Origin of the sequence: Synechococcus sp. CCAP 1479/10 (genome assembly GCF_019038515.1) — a bacterium.
Classification (GTDB): Bacteria; Cyanobacteriota; Cyanobacteriia; order PCC-6307; family Cyanobiaceae; genus Cyanobium.
In genome coordinates, this window is sequence record NZ_JAFKRJ010000001.1 from 34,082 (window position 1) to 50,236 (window position 16,155).

Genomic DNA, 16,155 nt, shown 5'->3' on the forward strand with positions numbered 1-16,155 from the left:
CTGTTGACTCACCCGATCGCAAAGCACTTCAGATCAGTCTTTTGTGCAATCCAGGCTCCCTGAAGGATTGGGATCGTCTGGGTACCTATTCGAGTCCTCACCGCACCAAGGATCAGCTCTCCGATCGTTCAGCTTCTCTGCCGGCTCCGGTACCCCTGAGCGTGTCGGGCAACCCGAAGAAGTCGGAGTCAACGGCCAGTCCTCCGGCGACCCGCGTCTTCACCGAGCCCGGCCTCGAGCAGTTGAGTTCGGAGGCTATCTTCCGCAAGGCCAAGCAGCTGGTGGATGAAGACCAGTTCAGCGAGGCCATGGCAATGATCGATGGCTGGATGGGTTGTACGGCCCAGGACACGTCGGATCCGATGCTGGCGTTCATCCGCGCCCACGCCTACCGCCAGAGTGGACGCACCGAAGAGGCGCTGGCGATCCTGCGGCCGTTCCGCGAGCAGGCGACCAGCCCGTGGATTCCCTTCGAGCTGGGTCTGATCCACAAGGCCCTGGGCCAGCCCGACGAGGCCTACCTCTGCTTCCGTGAGGCCAGGGGGATCCAGCCCACTTTCACCTGGGCCTCGATCGAGGCCGACCGCACCACCGCGGAGGGTGATGTTCCCCTTGGCCGCCTCGATGCGATCACGGCCCAGGTCTGCGAGACCGGGGCCGCCGTTGATGTGCACCTGGATCGCAGTCTGCGCTGTGGCTCCCTGCTGCTGCTGATCGGCTGGTGCCGGGAGGCCTTCGGCAGCGGCAGCCTGTTCCGGCTGAGCGACCCGCTGATGCCCGGCGCCCACGCCGTGGGATCGGCCACCTTCTATCACCGTCCCGATGTGTGCCAGGCCCTGGGTCTGCCGGAGCATCAGCGCCACGGCTTTGCCGCCCTGATCGACTGCTCCGGCTTCCGGCGCTGGTCGGAACTGGGCCGGCTGCCGCTGATCGTGGAACCCGAAGGGGACGGGAAGGCTCGCGCCACCTCGGTGGAACTCTGCCTGGCGGAGGTGGCGGAGGAAACCAGCGCACCGCGGTTCTTCGAGGCGGCGCTCGGTGTCTTCCGGGTGTCGATCGACAGCGGCAACCGCTGGCCGGACTCCCTGCGCCTGTTCACCCCCCAGACGGCCGTGGCAGCATCCGGGCTGTTCGCCGGCCATGTGGCCGCCGAACGGGACGATGTGGAGGTCCACTGGCTGACGCGCACACCCCTTGATCAGCCGCCTGTGGCCTCGGTGATCTTTGTTCAGCTGGGCTCCTTCCTGGCCGCCAAGCCGGCCATCCTGCAGCTGGCAAAATCCTGCTTGCCCCTTGAGTTGATCGTCGTCAACAATTCACCCGAGCTGTTCTCGGAAACCTTCCACATCCTCGATCGCTTTGCCGACATTCGTCCCAACCTGCGGATCGGCATCCTGAACCGAGCTACGAACCTCGGCTTCTCGGCCGGATGCAATCTCGGGGCGCAGCATGCGAGCGGTGAATGCCTGCTGTTCCACAACAACGACCTGTTCGCGGATTCCGTGGGGGATTACCAGCAGCTGGTCGGCCGGGCGCTGGGCGAACCGAATGCCATCCACAGCGCCTTTCAATATTTCACCGATGGCACCCTGATGCAGGAGGGTCTCACGGCCACGCGCCTCACCACTGCCAAGGCCGGAGCGATTCCGCTGTTCAATGGATTCTCGGTAGGCCGCAATCAGACGCGGGCCGAAGTGATCGCCTGCTCCGGATCCCTGATGGCGATCAGCGCGCCGTTATTTCATCACCTGGGAGGGTTCAGCGAAGAGATCGTGTATGCCCATTTCGAGGATTTCGATCTCTGTCTCCGGGCGCGCCAGGAGGGCATCCCCGTGCGGGTTTGGGATGACATCACCTTCTATCACGCGGAAGGTACGGGATCGGTGGCGCCGTATCACCTCAGCGGCACCACCAGTCATATCAATCGGCTGCTGTTTTCCCTGAAATGGCGGCGGGTGCTTGAGGGAATGGAGCTGCCGGTGGAGTATTCGCTATGAGCCGCTACGATCTGGTGATTCTTAGCCTGTTCCACCCCAAGGTGGTGCCTGGCGGCGCACAGCAATGTGCTTATGACCTGTTCCTCAATCTGCGCAAATACTCGCATCTCAGGGTGTGCTTCATTGGTGCCACCTCCCCCCAGACGAACCTGCATACCAAGGCCTCAGCCTATCTGCGTAAGGTGCCGGGAGCGGAGGATGAATACTACTTCTTCACCGGTGAATACGACTATTTCTGGCATAACTGTGTCGATTCCAGAGCGATCAAAGACCTGACCCTCTTCCTGCGAAAGCTCGAGCCCCGCTCCATTTTCCTTTCCCACTACATGCACGTCGGCATCGATCTGCTGGGGCTGCTTCGCTTTGCCCTTCCCGAGGTGCACATCAGCGTGGGACTGCATGAAATGCTGTTTGCCTGTCTGGCTGATGGCCAGATGGTGAAGAAGACGAACGGTGGCCTGTGCAGCAAGGCCGAGCCGGAACTCTGTGCCATGTGCTTCCCCCACATCAGCGCCGACACCTTCATGGCCCGGCACAAGTACAACGTTGACCTGCTCCAGATGGCCGACACCTACATCGTCCCGGCCAGGCATCTCGGAGGTGTGCTGGTGAAGGAGATGGGCATTGATGCAGAGCGTGTTCATGTGATCAACCATCCGATCGACCTGGAGCGTTACCCGGCGGAGGCGCCAGCACCGGAGGCCTCGGATCAGAAGCCGATCCGTTTCGGGTTCTTCGGCCAGTTCGTCGACAACAAGGGAATCCATGTGCTGCTGAAGGCTGGTGATCTGCTCAACCGCAGCCAGCCCCTGCGTCCTTTCCAGATCGTCATCAATGGCGGCAACAAGAACTTCGCTTCCGGCGACTACCAGAGAAAGGTGGACGCGCTGATCAGCGACAGCCATGCCTGGGACCATGGCGAGGTGGTGGAACTGGGCGGCTACACCCATGATGAGCTGATCCGCCGCATGGCCGGCGTGGATGTCGTGGTAGTGCCTTCCACGTGGCCCGAAGTGTTCGGCCTGGTGGTGACCGAAGCCTTTGCCTGCTACAAGCCGGTGATCACCGCCTCCATCGGTGGTCTGGCGGAGCGCGTGCAGCACGGTGTCGATGGCTTCAACTTCGTGGCCAGGGACTCCACCGATCTGGCCGCCAAGATGGCGCTGTTTCTGGAGATGGAGCATGACAGGTATCTGGCCATGGCCCACGCCGCCCATCAGACGGCCAGCCGCCTGAACCCACGTAGGGCTCTGGAGAGTTACTCCAAGGCCCTTGCGCTTGGAGGGGCGGCATGATTCACCTCACGGTGGCCCAGCCGATGGGCATTGACTCGGTGTTTTTCAGCTTCATCCAGCGCCTGGCTTTGCAGAACGGCCATGGCTGTGTGGATCCCCCGGCGCAGCAGTTGGATGAACCCGATCCGGGCGCCTGGATCGAAGGGATGAAAAGCAGCCGTCAGCATCATTTCGTGATTGGCTATCGTTATCCCCCCCCCTATTGGAAGCGGTTGGTCGAGAGTGCCAGCTCGATTTGCCTGCTTGCCGATCCTGATGGGATCAGCAGGCAGGTGGAGAGTCTGCAAGGCAGTTTCGTTCCAGATCAGACGGCTGGCCAGTCGAATCCTGCCGGCACGGATTGGCAGGCAGGGATCGGCATGATCCGTACGGCGCTGGATGCCACCATTGAGTTGGCTGAATGCATTGTCTCAGCGGGACAGACCCCCACGCAGATCATTCCGCATGCCACGGCCTTCTTTCAGCACTCCAGTGCGGCGTTCCAACGCCTTGAGAGCTTCTATCTGCAATCCGGCGTTTCGATCGAAACCTCCTGCTGGAGAAGCTTCAGCGAGGAAGCCCAACCCTTGATCAGGCAGCTTTCGCCCCCCATCGATTCCGTTCGCCGGGAGTTGCATCGCCTGCTGATGTTGAAGGAGGCCACGCCCTCCAGGCTTGAGGCCCTGGCCATCCTGTTCGGCCATGGTGACTGATCTGACCAGAACCACCCCAGAGCCACTCCCAAGCTTCCTTCCATGACGTCTCTTCTTGCTCCAAGCCAGGTCATTCAGGCCATCGTGGAGACCTATGGCAATGCACGCTATGCCTTCGAACCGAATGGAGGCAATCTGGGAGACATCCTGATCTCCGCAGGCTGCATCTGTGCTCTGGATCAAAGTGGTGTGCAGTGGTCGATGCTGAATGGCAGGCCACTGGATTCCCCCAGCTTTGATGTGTTGATCTACGGAGGTGGTGGCAATCTGGTGCCAAACTATGACGGTGCGGCCCAGTTTCTCAAGAAGGCGGCCGCGGCCGGCAAGCCCGTCGTCATCCTCCCTCACACCATCCGATCGCACCCCGATCTTCTCGGTGCCCTGACCAGCGGCATCATCTTTTGTCGCGATCAGGCTAGTTGCGACTTCGCCAGTTCTCACACACGGATCCCTGTCCACTTTGCCGCTGACATGGCCACCGCTGTGGACATGACCCAGTTCGGACTCAACAGCATCGCTCCATTGAGGGCAGCGGCCAGGTCTGCCTGTCCGCAGGGCACCTACGTCCTCAAGGCCCTGCGCATGGATTCTGAGAGCCAGCATCAGGCGGGCTCCCTGCCGCCAGATAACGTCGATCTGTCTGTGGTTGTTGATGCCGTGGGAAGTGTGAAGTCTTCGATCCTGACGCAGGCCTCCCTGTTCCTTTCGACGCTTTCCCTGTTTGATTCGGTTGTCAGCGATCGCCTGCACGTTGTCATTGGTCGCCTGCTCACGAAGGGCCCTGTGCATGCCATCGAAAACAACTACGGTAAGTTGAATGCTGTGCTGAGACCGATCCTGGAGCGGGGCCTGCTGCCGTCCGATCTGGTCACATTCCACTCCGATTACGCTGGCTACCTGACCGCCCACCAGCCTGCTTAACGGATGGGATTGGTTGCCCTCTCAGTCTCCCCCATTGGTCCATGACTGTTGCGATCCTGGTGTTGGCCCATGGCTGTCCGAGTACCCTGGCGGCGACGTCCAGAGCGCTTTCGGTCTCTCCGGAGATCTCCTTGTTCGTCCATGTCGATGCCAAGGCTGATCTGGCTGCCTACCGGAAGCAGCTGGGTGAAGAACTGCCTGGCAACATCACCCTGTGCGAATCCCGCACCGATGTTTACTGGGCTGGCTTTTCCATGGTCGAAGCCACCTTCAATCTTCTGAAACTCGCCCTGGAGACCTCCGATGCCGGTTTCTTTGCCCTGATCTCGGATGACTCCTACCCCCTCGTCAATGCTGAACGGCTGGTATCGAGCATCAAGGAGAGTGGGCTGCCCCGCATCAACACTTGGAGAGTTCCTGACGACCATCTGTTCCGCCAGCGCTACGACAAGTTCTTCTTCATGGATTCGAAATTCAGTAACCCCCGATGGTTCCTGAATGAGCAGCGATCCGTTGGCGAGGCCGAACTGGCGGAGCTGAATCGGCTGCGCGCCATCATGACCTATGGCAAGCACCCGCTAAAGGATCTTTACTGCGGCAAGCAATGGTGGGTTCTCCCCAGGAAGGAATGCGAAACGATCCTGTCGCTGCATACGTCCAATGTGCTGCTGCGCGACTCTTTTCGATACTCGGCCGTGCCTGATGAAACCTATGTCCAGACCTTGTTCCGATTGAGCTTCCCCGCGGCCGAGGTGTTGCCCCACCCGATGTTCGATGACTTCGCCAGAGATCCCAAGCCCTATGTCTTCAAGTCTGTTGCGGAGCTCAGGCAACAGGACCTCACGGACCGATTGTTCGCCCGAAAGGTGCTGTTCGGTTCTGAAGATGAGTACCGAGAGTTACTGAACTGACGCCTGCCCGGTGCTGGCGCTCACCCGCCCCCATCAACATCCACCACCTGCAGGCTGAACTGGGGCGCCAGTGACGCCCGTGCCCAGGCCGCTACGACCTCGGCTCCGCTCCACACCACCAGCTCCACCAGATCACCGATCCGCTCGCCCGCCAGGCCCTCTCGCGGCGCCTCCATCTGCAGGGCGTGGGGCTTCAGCGCCTCTGCCGTCCAGCGTTGCTCCACGGCAGAGCTTCCCAGGTCCAGCGGTGGACCGTCCAGCACCAGTGGGAACACGCGCAGCCGTGCCTCGCCGGCGATGGAGAGCGACACATGCCAGCGGCTTCCCGGCTCCAGCAGCGCATAGAGGGGAACTCCCGGCACCAGCCGGCCGCTCAGCCGCCGGTGGGGCAGTCCGTGGTTGTAGGGCCCACAGGTCTCCTCCGCCAGGTGGCGGATCGCCTCGGGCACCCGGGCAGGGTCGGCGGCGCGGAAGAACTGCTGGTCCGGGAAGCCGATCGCATCGGCCATCGCCCGCCCGTACACCTCCGCCTGGGCCTGGGCGTCGAAGTCCCCCTGGGCGAAGAACTGCCGCGCCGCCTGGAAGCTCCCCTCCAGGCCCCGCTCGCCGTGCAGGTGGAAGTAGAGGCAGTTGTAGAAGCCGAACTTGATGCTGGCCCCATAGGCGCTGCGCACGGTGGTGAGGTGGGCGCCGCCGCAGAGGGCCTCCGGCAGGAAGTCCTCGCTGGCCACCGCCGCCTGCTCAACCCCCACCAGCCAGAGGTAATCGAGGTGGCGCTCGGCCGTGATCGCCCCGCGCTTGAAGGCGAACGGTTTGCGGGCCACCAGCGGGCTGCCTGGCTTGCCGCACACCAGATTCAGGTAGGTGAAATTGACGCAGTCGAAGCTGGCCACCACCGCCGGGCTGGCCCAAAAGCGCTCCACCGCCGCCCGATCCAGCAGCAGCAGCTCATCGGCATCCACCGACAGCACCACATCGCCGCCGGCCAGTGCGTAGCCGTGGATCCGCTTCTCCCGCTCGCCGGCGAACACGCCGTGGTGGTAGTGGATCGGCACCCCCAGCCGCCGGGCGAGCCCGGCGAACAGCCCGGCGGCCCGCTGACTGGACTGCTCCAGATCCCGCCCCACCAGCGGCTCGAGCAGCTCGCGGGTGAACTGGAACGGTCCGTCGTTCACCACGATCTCGTCGACCCAGGCGAGTCGCTCCACCACCCGCTCGATGAAATCGAAGTCCTCGAAGAACTGGATCACCACCGAGACGCTGGCCATCGGCTCAGCTCCGCACCCAGTCGGTCACGCCGCCGGGTCGGTCGATCAGCTCGATGCCCTCGGTGGCCAGGTCGGCGCGGATGCGGTCGGCGGTGGCGAAATCGCGGGCGGCCTTGGCGGCCCGGCGCTCTTCGATCCGCTGCTGGATCGCCGTCGCCGCCTCCGCCGCCTCGGCAGGGGTGCCGACCGCCGCTGCGCTCGCCGCCTCCGCCTCCAGCCCCAGCACCCCGGCCAGCTCCAGGAGCAGCCGCCAGCGGGGCTCCAGCTCCGCCGCCTCGCCGGCGGCTTCGGCGTCGCTCCCCCCCCGTTCCAGGCGGTTGGCCAGGGCCCGCAACGGCCGGGCCAGCTCGAACAGCACCGCCAGGGCCGCCGAGGTGTTGAGGTCGTCGTCCATGGCGGCGGCGAAGCGCTCCCGAGCCCCGGCCAGCTCCTCGCCGATCTCGGCGGCACTCGCCACAGCGCTCCCGGCCGCCGCTGCGGTCCCCCATCCCAGGGCCGACCCGTGGCGCTCACCCAGGCCGAGGGCGGCGTCCAGCCCCTTCCAGCCGGTGGCGGCCGCCGCCAGGGCCTCGGCGGTGAAGTCGAGCGGCTTGCGGTAGTGGGCCTGCAGCACGAACAGCCGCAGGGTCATCGGGCTGACGCCGCTCTCCAGCAGGGCGCGGATGGTGGTGAAGTTGCCCAGCGACTTGGACATCTTCTCGCCGCCCACGTTGACCATGCCGTTGTGCAGCCACCAGCGCGCCAGGGGCTGGCCGCTGGCCGCCTCCGACTGGGCGATCTCGTTCTCGTGGTGGGGAAAGATCAGGTCGGCACCACCCAGATGGATGTCGATCGTGGTGCCCAGCTCCTCGCGCACCATCGCCGAGCATTCGATGTGCCAGCCGGGCCGGCCTGCGCCCCAGGGGGAGGGGAAGCTGGGTTCGCCCGGCTTGGCCCCCTTCCAGAGCGCGAAATCAAACGGGTGGCGCTTGCGGGCCTCCTCCGCCTCGCTGGTGCGGCCGCTGGCCCCTTCCTGCTGCTCCTCCAGCGTGCGGCCGCTGAGCTTGCCGTAGCCGGCCTGCCGCATCACGGCGAAGTACACGTCGCCATCGGCTGAGTAGGCCGCCCCCTTGGCCTCCAGCTCGCCGATCAGTTCACGGATCGCGTCCAGGCTGCGGGTGGCCCGGGGCATCCGGTCGGGGGGAAGGATGTGCAGGGCGGCCATGTCGGCCTGGAAGGCGGCGATGTTGCGCTCGCTCACCACCTCCATGGAGCTGCCCTCCTCCTCGGCCCGCTTGAGGATCTTGTCGTCGATGTCGGTGAAGTTCTGCACGAAGGTGACGGCATAGCCGCTCCACAGCAGATAACGCCGCAGCACATCCCAGACGATGTAGCTGCGGGCGTGGCCCAGGTGGCAGAGGTCGTAGACCGTGACGCCGCAGCAGTAGATCGACACCCTGCCCGGCTGCAGCGGCTCGAACGGCTCGCAGGTGCGGGTGAGGGTGTTGGTGAGCCGCAGGGTCAATGGCCCGCTCCCGCCACGGCTCCCGCGCCAGCACCCGCCTGGCCCAGGCGGCCGCCGCCGTAGCCGGCCCGGCTGCGCACGTTGGCGCACCAGTCGTCGTGCGCCAGGTACCACTGCACCGTTGCCCGCAGGCCCTGCTGGAAGTCGTGGCGAGGCTGCCAGCCCAGTTCGGTGCTGATCCGCTCGGGGTCGATGGCATAGCGCCGGTCGTGGCCGGGCCGGTCGGCCACCGGGGTGATCAGGCCGGCGTGGGGGGCACCGTCGGGCCGCAACTCGTCGAGCAGGGCGCAGATGGCCTGCACCACCTCCTTGTTGGTGCGCTCACCATGGCCACCGACGCAGTAGCTGCGGCCCACCTCGCCGCTGGTGGCGGCCAGCAGCAGGGCCTCGACGTGGTCCTCCACGTAGAGCCAGTCGCGCACGTTGGCCCCGTCGCCGTAGAGGGGGATCGGCTCACCGGCGGCGGCCTTGAGGATCACCACCGGGATCAGCTTCTCGGGGAACTGCCAGGGCCCGTAGTTGTTGCTGCAGTTGGTCAGCACCACCGGCAGTCCGAAGGTGTGGTGCCAGGCCTGGACCAGGTGGTCGCTGCCCGCCTTGCTGGCCGAGTAGGGGCTGCGGGGGTCGTAGGGGGTGGTCTCGGAGAACCGGCCCGTGGCCCCCAGGGAGCCGAACACCTCATCGGTGCTGATGTGGTGGAAGCGGAACAGCTCCCGCCGCTCCGCCGGCAGCCCCTCCCAGTGGGCCCGCACCGCCTGCAGCAGGTGGTAGGTCCCCATCACGTTGCTGACCAGGAAGGCGCCCGGATCGTCGATCGAGCGGTCGACGTGGCTTTCGGCGGCCAGGTGCAGCACCAGGTCCGGATCGGCCTGCCGCACCGCGGCGGCGGTGGCCTCCCCGTCGGCCAGGTCCACCTGCAGCAGCCGGTGCCGCGGCCCGTCGGCCCGCTCCGCCGCCGGCCCCAGCTCCGCCACGGCGTTGTAGATGCCCAGCAGGTCGCTGGCGTAGCCCATCTTGTCGAGGTTGAACACCGTCGCGGTGCTGTCCCGCAGCAGCCGCCGCACCAGCGCCCCGCCGATGAAGCCCGCGCCGCCGGTCACCAGGATGCGGCGGCGGCCGGCAAGCAGCAGCGGCAGGTCGAGGGAGGGGTACGGATCCATCGTTGTGGGGCGAGACGGGGTCGGGGTGTTCAGGCCTGGGGCAGGGGAATCCGCGCCAGCACCTCAGCGAGGGCGGCCCGCCAGTGTTGCCCCTCCAGGTCCAGGGCGTGCCGGGTGGTGGTGCCATCCAGCAGGGAATAGGAGGGGCGACGGGCCGGGGTGGGGTAGTCGGCGGTGGTGATCGGCCGCACCCGGGCCGGGGTGTCGATCAGCCCCCGGGCCGCCGCCAGCATGCCGATGGCCACGGCGAAGTCGTACCAGCTGGCGGCACCGCAGTCGCTCCAGTGGTGACGCCCGCTCACCCCCCGTCCGATCACCCGCCAGCAGGCCTCGGCCAGGCCGGCGGTGGCGGTGGGGCAGCCCACCTGGTCGGCCACCACCCCCAGGGACTCGCCGGCGGCGGCTTTCGCCCGGTGCAGGCGCAGCATGGTGAGGCAGAAGTTGGCCCCCACCGGCCCGTACACCCAGCTGGTGCGCAGCAGGCAGAGGCGATCGGCGCCCAGGGCGGCCGCCGCCCGCCGTTCCCCCTCGGCCTTGGTGGCGCCGTAGACGCCAAGGGGGGCCAGGGCCTGCTCCGGGGCGTAGGGATGGCCCTGCTCGCCGTCGAAGACGAAATCGGTGCTCACCTGCAGCAGCCGGCCGCCGGACTCGGCCAGGGCCTCGGCGAAGGCCCCGGGGGCGCCGGCGTTGACCGCTTCGGCCAGCTCCGGTTCGCTCTCGGCGCGGTCGACGGCGGTGTAGGCGCCGGCATTGAGCACCCAGTCGGGCCGGTGCCTGTGCACCGCGGCGCGGCAGGCGGCCGGATCGGCCAGATCCAGGTCATCCCGTCCCGTCGCGATCAGGTCGATACCGGCGGGGACGCTGGCCAGCAGGGCCTGTCCGAGCTGGCCGTGGCGGCCGGTCAGCAGCACCCGCACCGGTTCAGGCATCGATGGCGGAGGCAAAGCTCGCGCGCAGCCTACCTTCGCGTGGCTATTTCGCCTCCATCCAGTTGGGGCCGACGCCGGTGTCGACCGCCAGTGGCACCAGCAGCTGCACCGCCTGCTCCATGGTGCGGCGGGTGAGCTCCCGCACCTCCTCGAGCGCCTCCGGGGCCGCCTCCAGCACCAGTTCGTCGTGCACCTGCAGCAGCAGCCGGGCCGGCAGGCCGGCCTCGCTGAGCGCCCGTTGCAGGCTCACCATCGCGAGCTTGATGATGTCGGCGCTGGAGCCCTGGATCGGGGCATTGGCGGCCGCCCGCAACTGCTGGGCCTCCATGCCGCCGCGGCGGGCCACCTCCAGGTCAATGTCCAGCGGATCTTTGCCCAGAAGCCGGCCCAGGCCGCCGGGATCGAACTGGAACGGCCGCCGCCGCCCCAGGATCGTCTCCACGTAGCCGCGGCTGAGGGCCAGCCGCTCCTGCAGCTCCAGGTACAGGAACACCTTCGGGTAGCGCTGCTTGTAAAGGCTCAGGAACTCCTTGGCCCGGGCCTGGCCCATGCCGGTTTCACGGGCCAGCCGCTGGGCCCCCATGCCGTAGATCACCCCGAAGTTGATCGTCTTGCCCAGCCGCCGCTCCTCCGGCGTCACCGTGTCGGTCTCGAGCAGCAGCCGGGCGGTGAGGGCGTGGACGTCGTCGCCTTCGTTGTAGGCCTTCACCAGCACCGGCTCGCCCGAGAGGTGGGTGAGGATGCGCAGCTCGATCTGGGAGTAGTCGGCGCTGATCATCCGCCAGCCCTCCTGGGGCAGGAAGGCCTTGCGGATGCGGCGGCTGAACTCGGTGCGGATGGGGATGTTCTGCAGGTTGGGGTTGCTGCTCGACAGGCGCCCGGTGGCGGTGACCGCCTGGTTGAAATCGGTGTGCACCCGCCCGGTCTCGGGTTCCACCAGGGCCGGCAGCGCCTCCACGTAGGTGCTCAGCAGCTTGCTGAGGGTGCGGTGCTCCAGCACCAGCTTCACCACCGGATGGTCGTCCTCCAGCTTCTCCAGCACCGCCGCATCGGTGCTCCAGCCGGTCTTGGTGCGGCGGGATTTCTTGCGGTCGAGACCCAGGGTGTCGAACAGCAGCTCCCCGAGCTGTTTGGGGGAGGCCAGGTTGAAGTCCACCCCCGCCGCCGCCTGGGCCTCCTGCTCCAGCCGGGCCAGGGTGGTGCTGAGCTCCTCGGCCAGCTCCTTGAGGTAGGGCACGTCGATGCGGATGCCGGTGGCCTCCATCTGGGCCAGCACCGGCTCCAGGGGCAGCTCCACCTGCTGCAGCAGCAGGGGCAGCTGGGGCCCCATCGCCGCCAGCTGCTCCGCCAGCACGGCGCCCAGGCGCCGGGTGAGGTGCACGTCCATGGCGCAGTAGAGGGCCGCGGCCTCGATCGGCACGTCGGCGAAGCTCTGACCCTTGGCCACCAGGTCGCCGTAGGACGTCGGCTGGAGGCCGAACTCCCGCGCCGCCATCGCCTCCAGGCCATGCTTGGCGTTGGCATCCCGCAGGTAGTCCGCCAGCAGGGTGTCCATCACCACACCGGCCAGGGGCAGCCCATGGCGCAGCAGGATCAGGCGGTCGTACTTGGCGTTCTGGAGCGCCTTGGGGTGCCCGGCGCTGGCCAGCCAGGGCCCCAGGGCCAGCAGCACCGCATCCAGGGGCAGCTGCTCCGGCGCCGGGGGGGCCGCGGTGAGCAGGTCGGGGGCCGGTGGGCTGTGGTGGCCGATGGGCACGTAGGCCAGGTCCGCCAGGCCCTCCCCCCAGCAGAGGCCGATCCCCACCAGCTCCGCCTTGAAGGGATTGAGGGAGGTGGTCTCGGTGTCGAGGGCGACCGGTGCCGCCGGGTCGGTGCAGGCCATCAGCCGCACGACCAGGGCGGCCAGGGCCTCGGGGGTGGTGACCAGCTGCGGCCGCAGGGCGGGCAGGGCCGGATCCCCCCCGTCCTCCGGGGAGCCGGTGGGGTCCGGGGCCTCAGGCGCGGCCGCGGTTGGGTCCGCCAGGGTGCCGGGGTCCGGGGCCGGGGCCGTGGCAGCGGTGGCGGCGGGCTCGGGAGGCTCCGAAGAGAACAGGCGGGCGAAGCCCTCGGTCTGCTTCACCAGGCTGAACAGCTCCAGCTCGGCCAGCCGGGCCCCCAGCCCCTCGCGGTCCACCCGCCCCAGGGCCAGGCGGGGCTCCTCGGGCAACGGGATCTGCACCAGGATCTCCGCCAGCATCCGGGAGCGGAAGGCGTTCTCCCGGTCGGTCTCGAGCTTGGTCCTGAGGGCCCCCTTCTGCTCGTCGAGGGCGGCGTAGATGCCGTCCAGGTCGCCGTGGGCCTTGAGCAGGGTGAGGGCGGTCTTGGGCCCTACCCCCTTCACGCCGGGGATGTTGTCGGAGCTGTCGCCGGTGAGGGCCTTGAGGTCCACCACCCCCTCCGGCGGCACCCCCAGCTTCTCGATCACCTGGGCGCGGCGGATCTCCGTGGGCCCGCTGTTCTTGGCGTAGGGGCCGCCGCCCATGTAGAGCACGCTGATGTCGCGCTCGTCGTCCACCAGCTGGAACAGGTCGCGGTCGCCGGAGAGGATCCGCACCCGCCAGCCCTCGCCCGCCGCCCGGTTGGCCAGGGTGCCGAGCACGTCGTCGGCCTCGTAGCCCGGCGCCATCGACAGGGGCAGGTCGAGGCAGTCCCTGAGGATGGCCTGCAGGTTGGCCAGGTCGGCGAAGAAGTGTTCCGGCGCCTCCTCCCGGTGGGCCTTGTAGGCGGCGTCCGCCTCGTGGCGGAAGGTGGGTTCGGCCGTGTCGAAGGCGATCACCACCCCCTGGGGCCCCAGGCCTTTGCAGTTGTCGAGCAGGGCCTTGAGGAAGCCGTAGGTGACGCTGGTGGGCACCCCGTCCTTGGTGGCCAGTCCCCCCTCGCCGCCCTTGGCGAAGGCGTAGAAGCTGCGGAAGGCCAGGGAGTGGCCGTCCACCAGCAGCAACAGGGGCTTGTCCCGCTCCATGGCCGTTCCCGGGATCCGTCCGCCGTCCGCCACAGCCTGCCATCCGGCGGCCCGGAAGCGCCGTGAAGGCCACCGGCCGGGCCGCCTTCAGCCGCTGCCGTCAGTACCGCTGGTGGCTGGAGCGGGTGTGGGAGCCCCAGGGCAGCCGGCTGCTGTTCATCGGCCTGAACCCCTCCCGCGCCGACCATCGCCACGACGACCCCACCCTGCGGCGGCTGATGGCCTTCGCCGCCGGCTGGGGCTACGGCGGCCTGGAGGTGCTGAACATCTTCGCCCGCATCAGCCCCCGCCCGGCGGCCCTGGCCCTCGCCGCCGATCCGGTGGGCGCCGCCAACCCCGCCTGGATCCGGCGAAGGGTGCGGGCCGGCGAGCGGCGCAGCGGTTCCACCCGGGCCGGCGCGCCGCCGCCGCTGATCTGGCTGGGCTGGGGCAACGGCGGCCGCCGTTCCGGCCAGGACGAACGGGTGCTGGAGCTGCTGGAACCCCACCGCTCCCGGCTGGTGTGTCTCGGCCTCACCGCCACCGGCGCCCCGCTCCATCCCCTCTACCGGCCGGCCACAAGCCTGTTGCGGCCATTTGGGGCATCCTGTGGGCAGTCCGACGCCGCCGTCCGCGCCCCATGGCCCGCACCCCCCGCCGCTATGCCATCCACCTGTTCCTGAGTGGCGGCCACCACCAGGAGGTGCACTTCAACACCCTGGAGGACTTCCAGAACTGGTATGGCGGCGTGCTGAACGCGGCGGCCCTGGACACCTTCGTGAACGTGCCGATCAGCGACCTGACCAGCGAGTTCCTGGTGCTGCGGGCCGGCAGCGTCCAGGCGATCCGGGTGGAGCCGATCTACGGCGCCCTCGACGACTGAGGATCAGAGCGCGCTGGCGATCCGCCCCCGGTCGCTGCCGAGCCGGTGCAGCAGCAGCCAGGTGGTGAGCAGGTCGGGCCCCTTGAGGCTGCCCAGCAGGGCGGCCCGCAGGCCCTTCATCAGCACCCCTTTCTTGACGCCCGCCGCGGTGGCGGCGGCCCCCAGCAGCGCCTGGGCGGCTTCGGCCTCGAGCGGCCCCTCCGGCAACTGCTCCAGCAGGGCGCTCAGGGCGGCGCGGCTGGCGTCGTCGGCCCGCAGGGCCAGGGCTGCCTCGTCCGGCACCGGCGTCTCGAAGAAGGGGGCGGCCTGGTCGACCCCGTCCGCCAGCAGGCTGAGGGAGGGGCCGAGCAGGGCGCAGAGATCCTCCTGCCAGGCGACGTCAGCGCTGGCCCCCTCACCCCAGCCCCGGGCCTGCCAGAGGGGCAGCAGCCGCTGGCGCAGCTCGCCGGCCGCCAGTCCGTGCAGCACCTGGGCGTTGAGCCAGTTGAGCTTGTCCCAGTCGAAGCGCGCCCCGGCCCGGTTGACGCGCTCGAAGGAGAACACCGCCGCCGCCTGCTCGAGGCTGAAGCGCTCGCCGATGCCCTCCGGCGGCGACCAGCCCAGCAGGGTCATGTAGTTGACCAGGGCTTCGGCGGTGTAGCCCATGGCGCGGAAATCACCCACGGAGGTGACGCCGTCGCGCTTGGAGAGCTTGCGGCCCTCCTGGTTGAGGATCAACGGGGTGTGGGCGAACTGGGGCGGCGTCAGTCCCAGGGCGGCATAGAGCAGCAGCTGCTTGCCGGTGTTGGCGATGTGGTCCTCGCCGCGGATCACGTGGCTGATGGCCATGGCGGCGTCGTCCACCACCACCACCAGGTTGTAGAGGGGGTCGCCGATGGCATCGGCGGGGGCCCGGCGGGCGATCACCATGTCGCCGCCCAGGTCGCTGCCGGCCCAGCGCATCTCGCCGCGCACCAGGTCGTTCCAGGTGATCGTGGCGCCGTCGTCGATGCGGAAGCGGACCACCGCTTCGCGCCCCTCGTCGATGTAGGCCTGCTGCTGCTCCGGGGTGAGGTCCCGGTGCAGGTTGTCGTAGCGGGGGGCCCGGCCCTCGGCCTGCTGGCGCTCCCGCATGGCCGCCAGTTCGGCGTCACTGGCGAAGCAGCGGTAGGCGTGGCCGCCCTCAAGCAGCTGCTCGATCGCGGCCCGGTGGGCCTCGATGCGCGCGCTCTGCACCACCGGCTCCTCGTCCCAGGTGAGGCCCAGCCAGCGCAGGCCATCGAGGATGTTCTCGGTGTACTCGGTCTTGGACCGTTCCCGGTCGGTGTCCTCGATGCGGAGCAGGAAGGCGCCCCCCAGGTGGCGGGCGAACAGCCAGTTGAACACCGCCGTGCGGGCGGTGCCGATGTGGAGGGTGCCGGTGGGGCTGGGGGCCAGCCGAACGCGTACGGGAACCGCTGCGGCCACGGAATCGGCTCCAGGTGGTGAGAACGGGACTGACGGGGCTCGAACCCGCAACTTCCGCCGTGACAGGGCGGTGCTCTAACCGATTGAACTACAGTCCCAGACCGTCATTCGAGGCTCGATCCGCCCCGGGGGGAGGATGCGGCACCGATGGGCGATCACGACGGCGCGG

At 68.0% G+C, this 16,155-nt stretch carries 13 protein-coding genes and 1 tRNA gene; 7 read left to right on the forward strand and 7 right to left on the reverse strand.

What is annotated here, in order from left to right; all coding sequences use genetic code 11:
* The first annotated feature begins 242 nt into the window (after positions 1–242).
* Genes KUG39_RS00175 through KUG39_RS00195 form a run of 5 tightly spaced genes read left to right on the forward strand, consistent with a single transcriptional unit; the run spans position 243 to position 5,816 of the window.
* Positions 243–1,997: a glycosyltransferase gene (locus KUG39_RS00175; RefSeq protein WP_216918172.1), complete on the forward strand. Its 1,755-nt coding sequence runs from the start codon at positions 243–245 to the stop codon at positions 1,995–1,997.
* The gene (locus KUG39_RS00180) at positions 1,994–3,292 is read left to right on the forward strand and encodes a glycosyltransferase (RefSeq protein ID WP_216911945.1); all 1,299 of its coding nucleotides are present in this window, start codon (positions 1,994–1,996) and stop codon (positions 3,290–3,292) included. The genes KUG39_RS00175 and KUG39_RS00180 overlap by 4 nt, the downstream gene beginning before the upstream one ends.
* Entirely contained in the window at positions 3,289–3,984 is a 696-nt protein-coding gene (locus KUG39_RS00185; protein ID WP_216911946.1) for a hypothetical protein, read from the forward strand. Before KUG39_RS00180 ends, KUG39_RS00185 begins: the two co-directional genes overlap by 4 nt.
* Positions 3,985–4,026: 42 nt before the next feature.
* The gene (locus KUG39_RS00190) at positions 4,027–4,905 is read left to right on the forward strand and encodes a polysaccharide pyruvyl transferase family protein (protein WP_216911947.1); all 879 of its coding nucleotides are present in this window, start codon (positions 4,027–4,029) and stop codon (positions 4,903–4,905) included.
* Positions 4,906–4,946: 41 nt separating this feature from the next.
* Positions 4,947–5,816: a beta-1,6-N-acetylglucosaminyltransferase gene (locus KUG39_RS00195; protein ID WP_216911948.1), complete on the forward strand. Its 870-nt coding sequence runs from the start codon at positions 4,947–4,949 to the stop codon at positions 5,814–5,816.
* Between the two features lie 20 nt (positions 5,817–5,836).
* On the opposite strand, the gene KUG39_RS00200 is transcribed toward KUG39_RS00195, so the two are convergent.
* The 5 genes from KUG39_RS00200 to polA are packed head-to-tail and all read right to left on the reverse strand — an operon-like array spanning position 5,837 to position 13,678.
* Complete coding sequence (locus tag KUG39_RS00200; RefSeq protein ID WP_216911949.1) at positions 5,837–7,084, reverse strand: glycosyltransferase family protein; 1,248 nt, start codon at positions 7,082–7,084, stop codon at positions 5,837–5,839.
* A 4-nt stretch (positions 7,085–7,088) separates the two neighbouring features.
* Positions 7,089–8,588, reverse strand: coding sequence for a cysteine--tRNA ligase (cysS, locus tag KUG39_RS00205; protein WP_216911950.1), 1,500 nt, complete (start codon positions 8,586–8,588; stop codon positions 7,089–7,091).
* Positions 8,585–9,748 (reverse strand): dTDP-glucose 4,6-dehydratase, encoded by a 1,164-nt coding sequence (rfbB, locus tag KUG39_RS00210; RefSeq protein ID WP_216911951.1) that lies wholly within the window; start codon positions 9,746–9,748, stop codon positions 8,585–8,587. The genes cysS and rfbB overlap by 4 nt, the downstream gene beginning before the upstream one ends.
* A gap of 29 nt (positions 9,749–9,777) precedes the next feature.
* Positions 9,778–10,677 carry a dTDP-4-dehydrorhamnose reductase gene (rfbD, locus tag KUG39_RS00215; RefSeq protein WP_286192801.1) on the reverse strand — a complete coding sequence of 300 codons (900 nt, stop codon included), beginning with the start codon at positions 10,675–10,677 and terminating at the stop codon, positions 9,778–9,780.
* A gap of 43 nt (positions 10,678–10,720) precedes the next feature.
* Positions 10,721–13,678, reverse strand: a complete 2,958-nt coding sequence (gene polA / locus KUG39_RS00220) for a DNA polymerase I (protein ID WP_216911952.1) — start codon at positions 13,676–13,678, stop codon at positions 10,721–10,723.
* 62 nt (positions 13,679–13,740) lie between these two features.
* Between polA and KUG39_RS00225 the strand changes: the two genes are divergently transcribed.
* Together KUG39_RS00225 and KUG39_RS00230 are read left to right on the forward strand one after the other, a co-directional pair.
* On the forward strand, positions 13,741–14,340 hold the full coding sequence (locus KUG39_RS00225; RefSeq protein WP_216911953.1) for a DUF1643 domain-containing protein: 600 nt from the start codon (positions 13,741–13,743) through the stop codon (positions 14,338–14,340).
* The gene (locus KUG39_RS00230; protein ID WP_190612129.1) at positions 14,298–14,540 is read left to right on the forward strand and encodes a hypothetical protein; all 243 of its coding nucleotides are present in this window, start codon (positions 14,298–14,300) and stop codon (positions 14,538–14,540) included. Before KUG39_RS00225 ends, KUG39_RS00230 begins: the two co-directional genes overlap by 43 nt.
* A 3-nt stretch (positions 14,541–14,543) precedes the next feature.
* Here the strand turns inward: KUG39_RS00230 and gltX are convergent, their stop codons facing one another.
* Together gltX and KUG39_RS00240 are read right to left on the reverse strand one after the other, a co-directional pair.
* Entirely contained in the window at positions 14,544–15,986 is a 1,443-nt protein-coding gene (gltX, locus tag KUG39_RS00235; RefSeq protein WP_216911955.1) for a glutamate--tRNA ligase, read from the reverse strand.
* A gap of 24 nt (positions 15,987–16,010) precedes the next feature.
* Positions 16,011–16,084, reverse strand: a tRNA-Asp gene (locus tag KUG39_RS00240).
* Positions 16,085–16,155 lie beyond the last annotated feature (71 nt).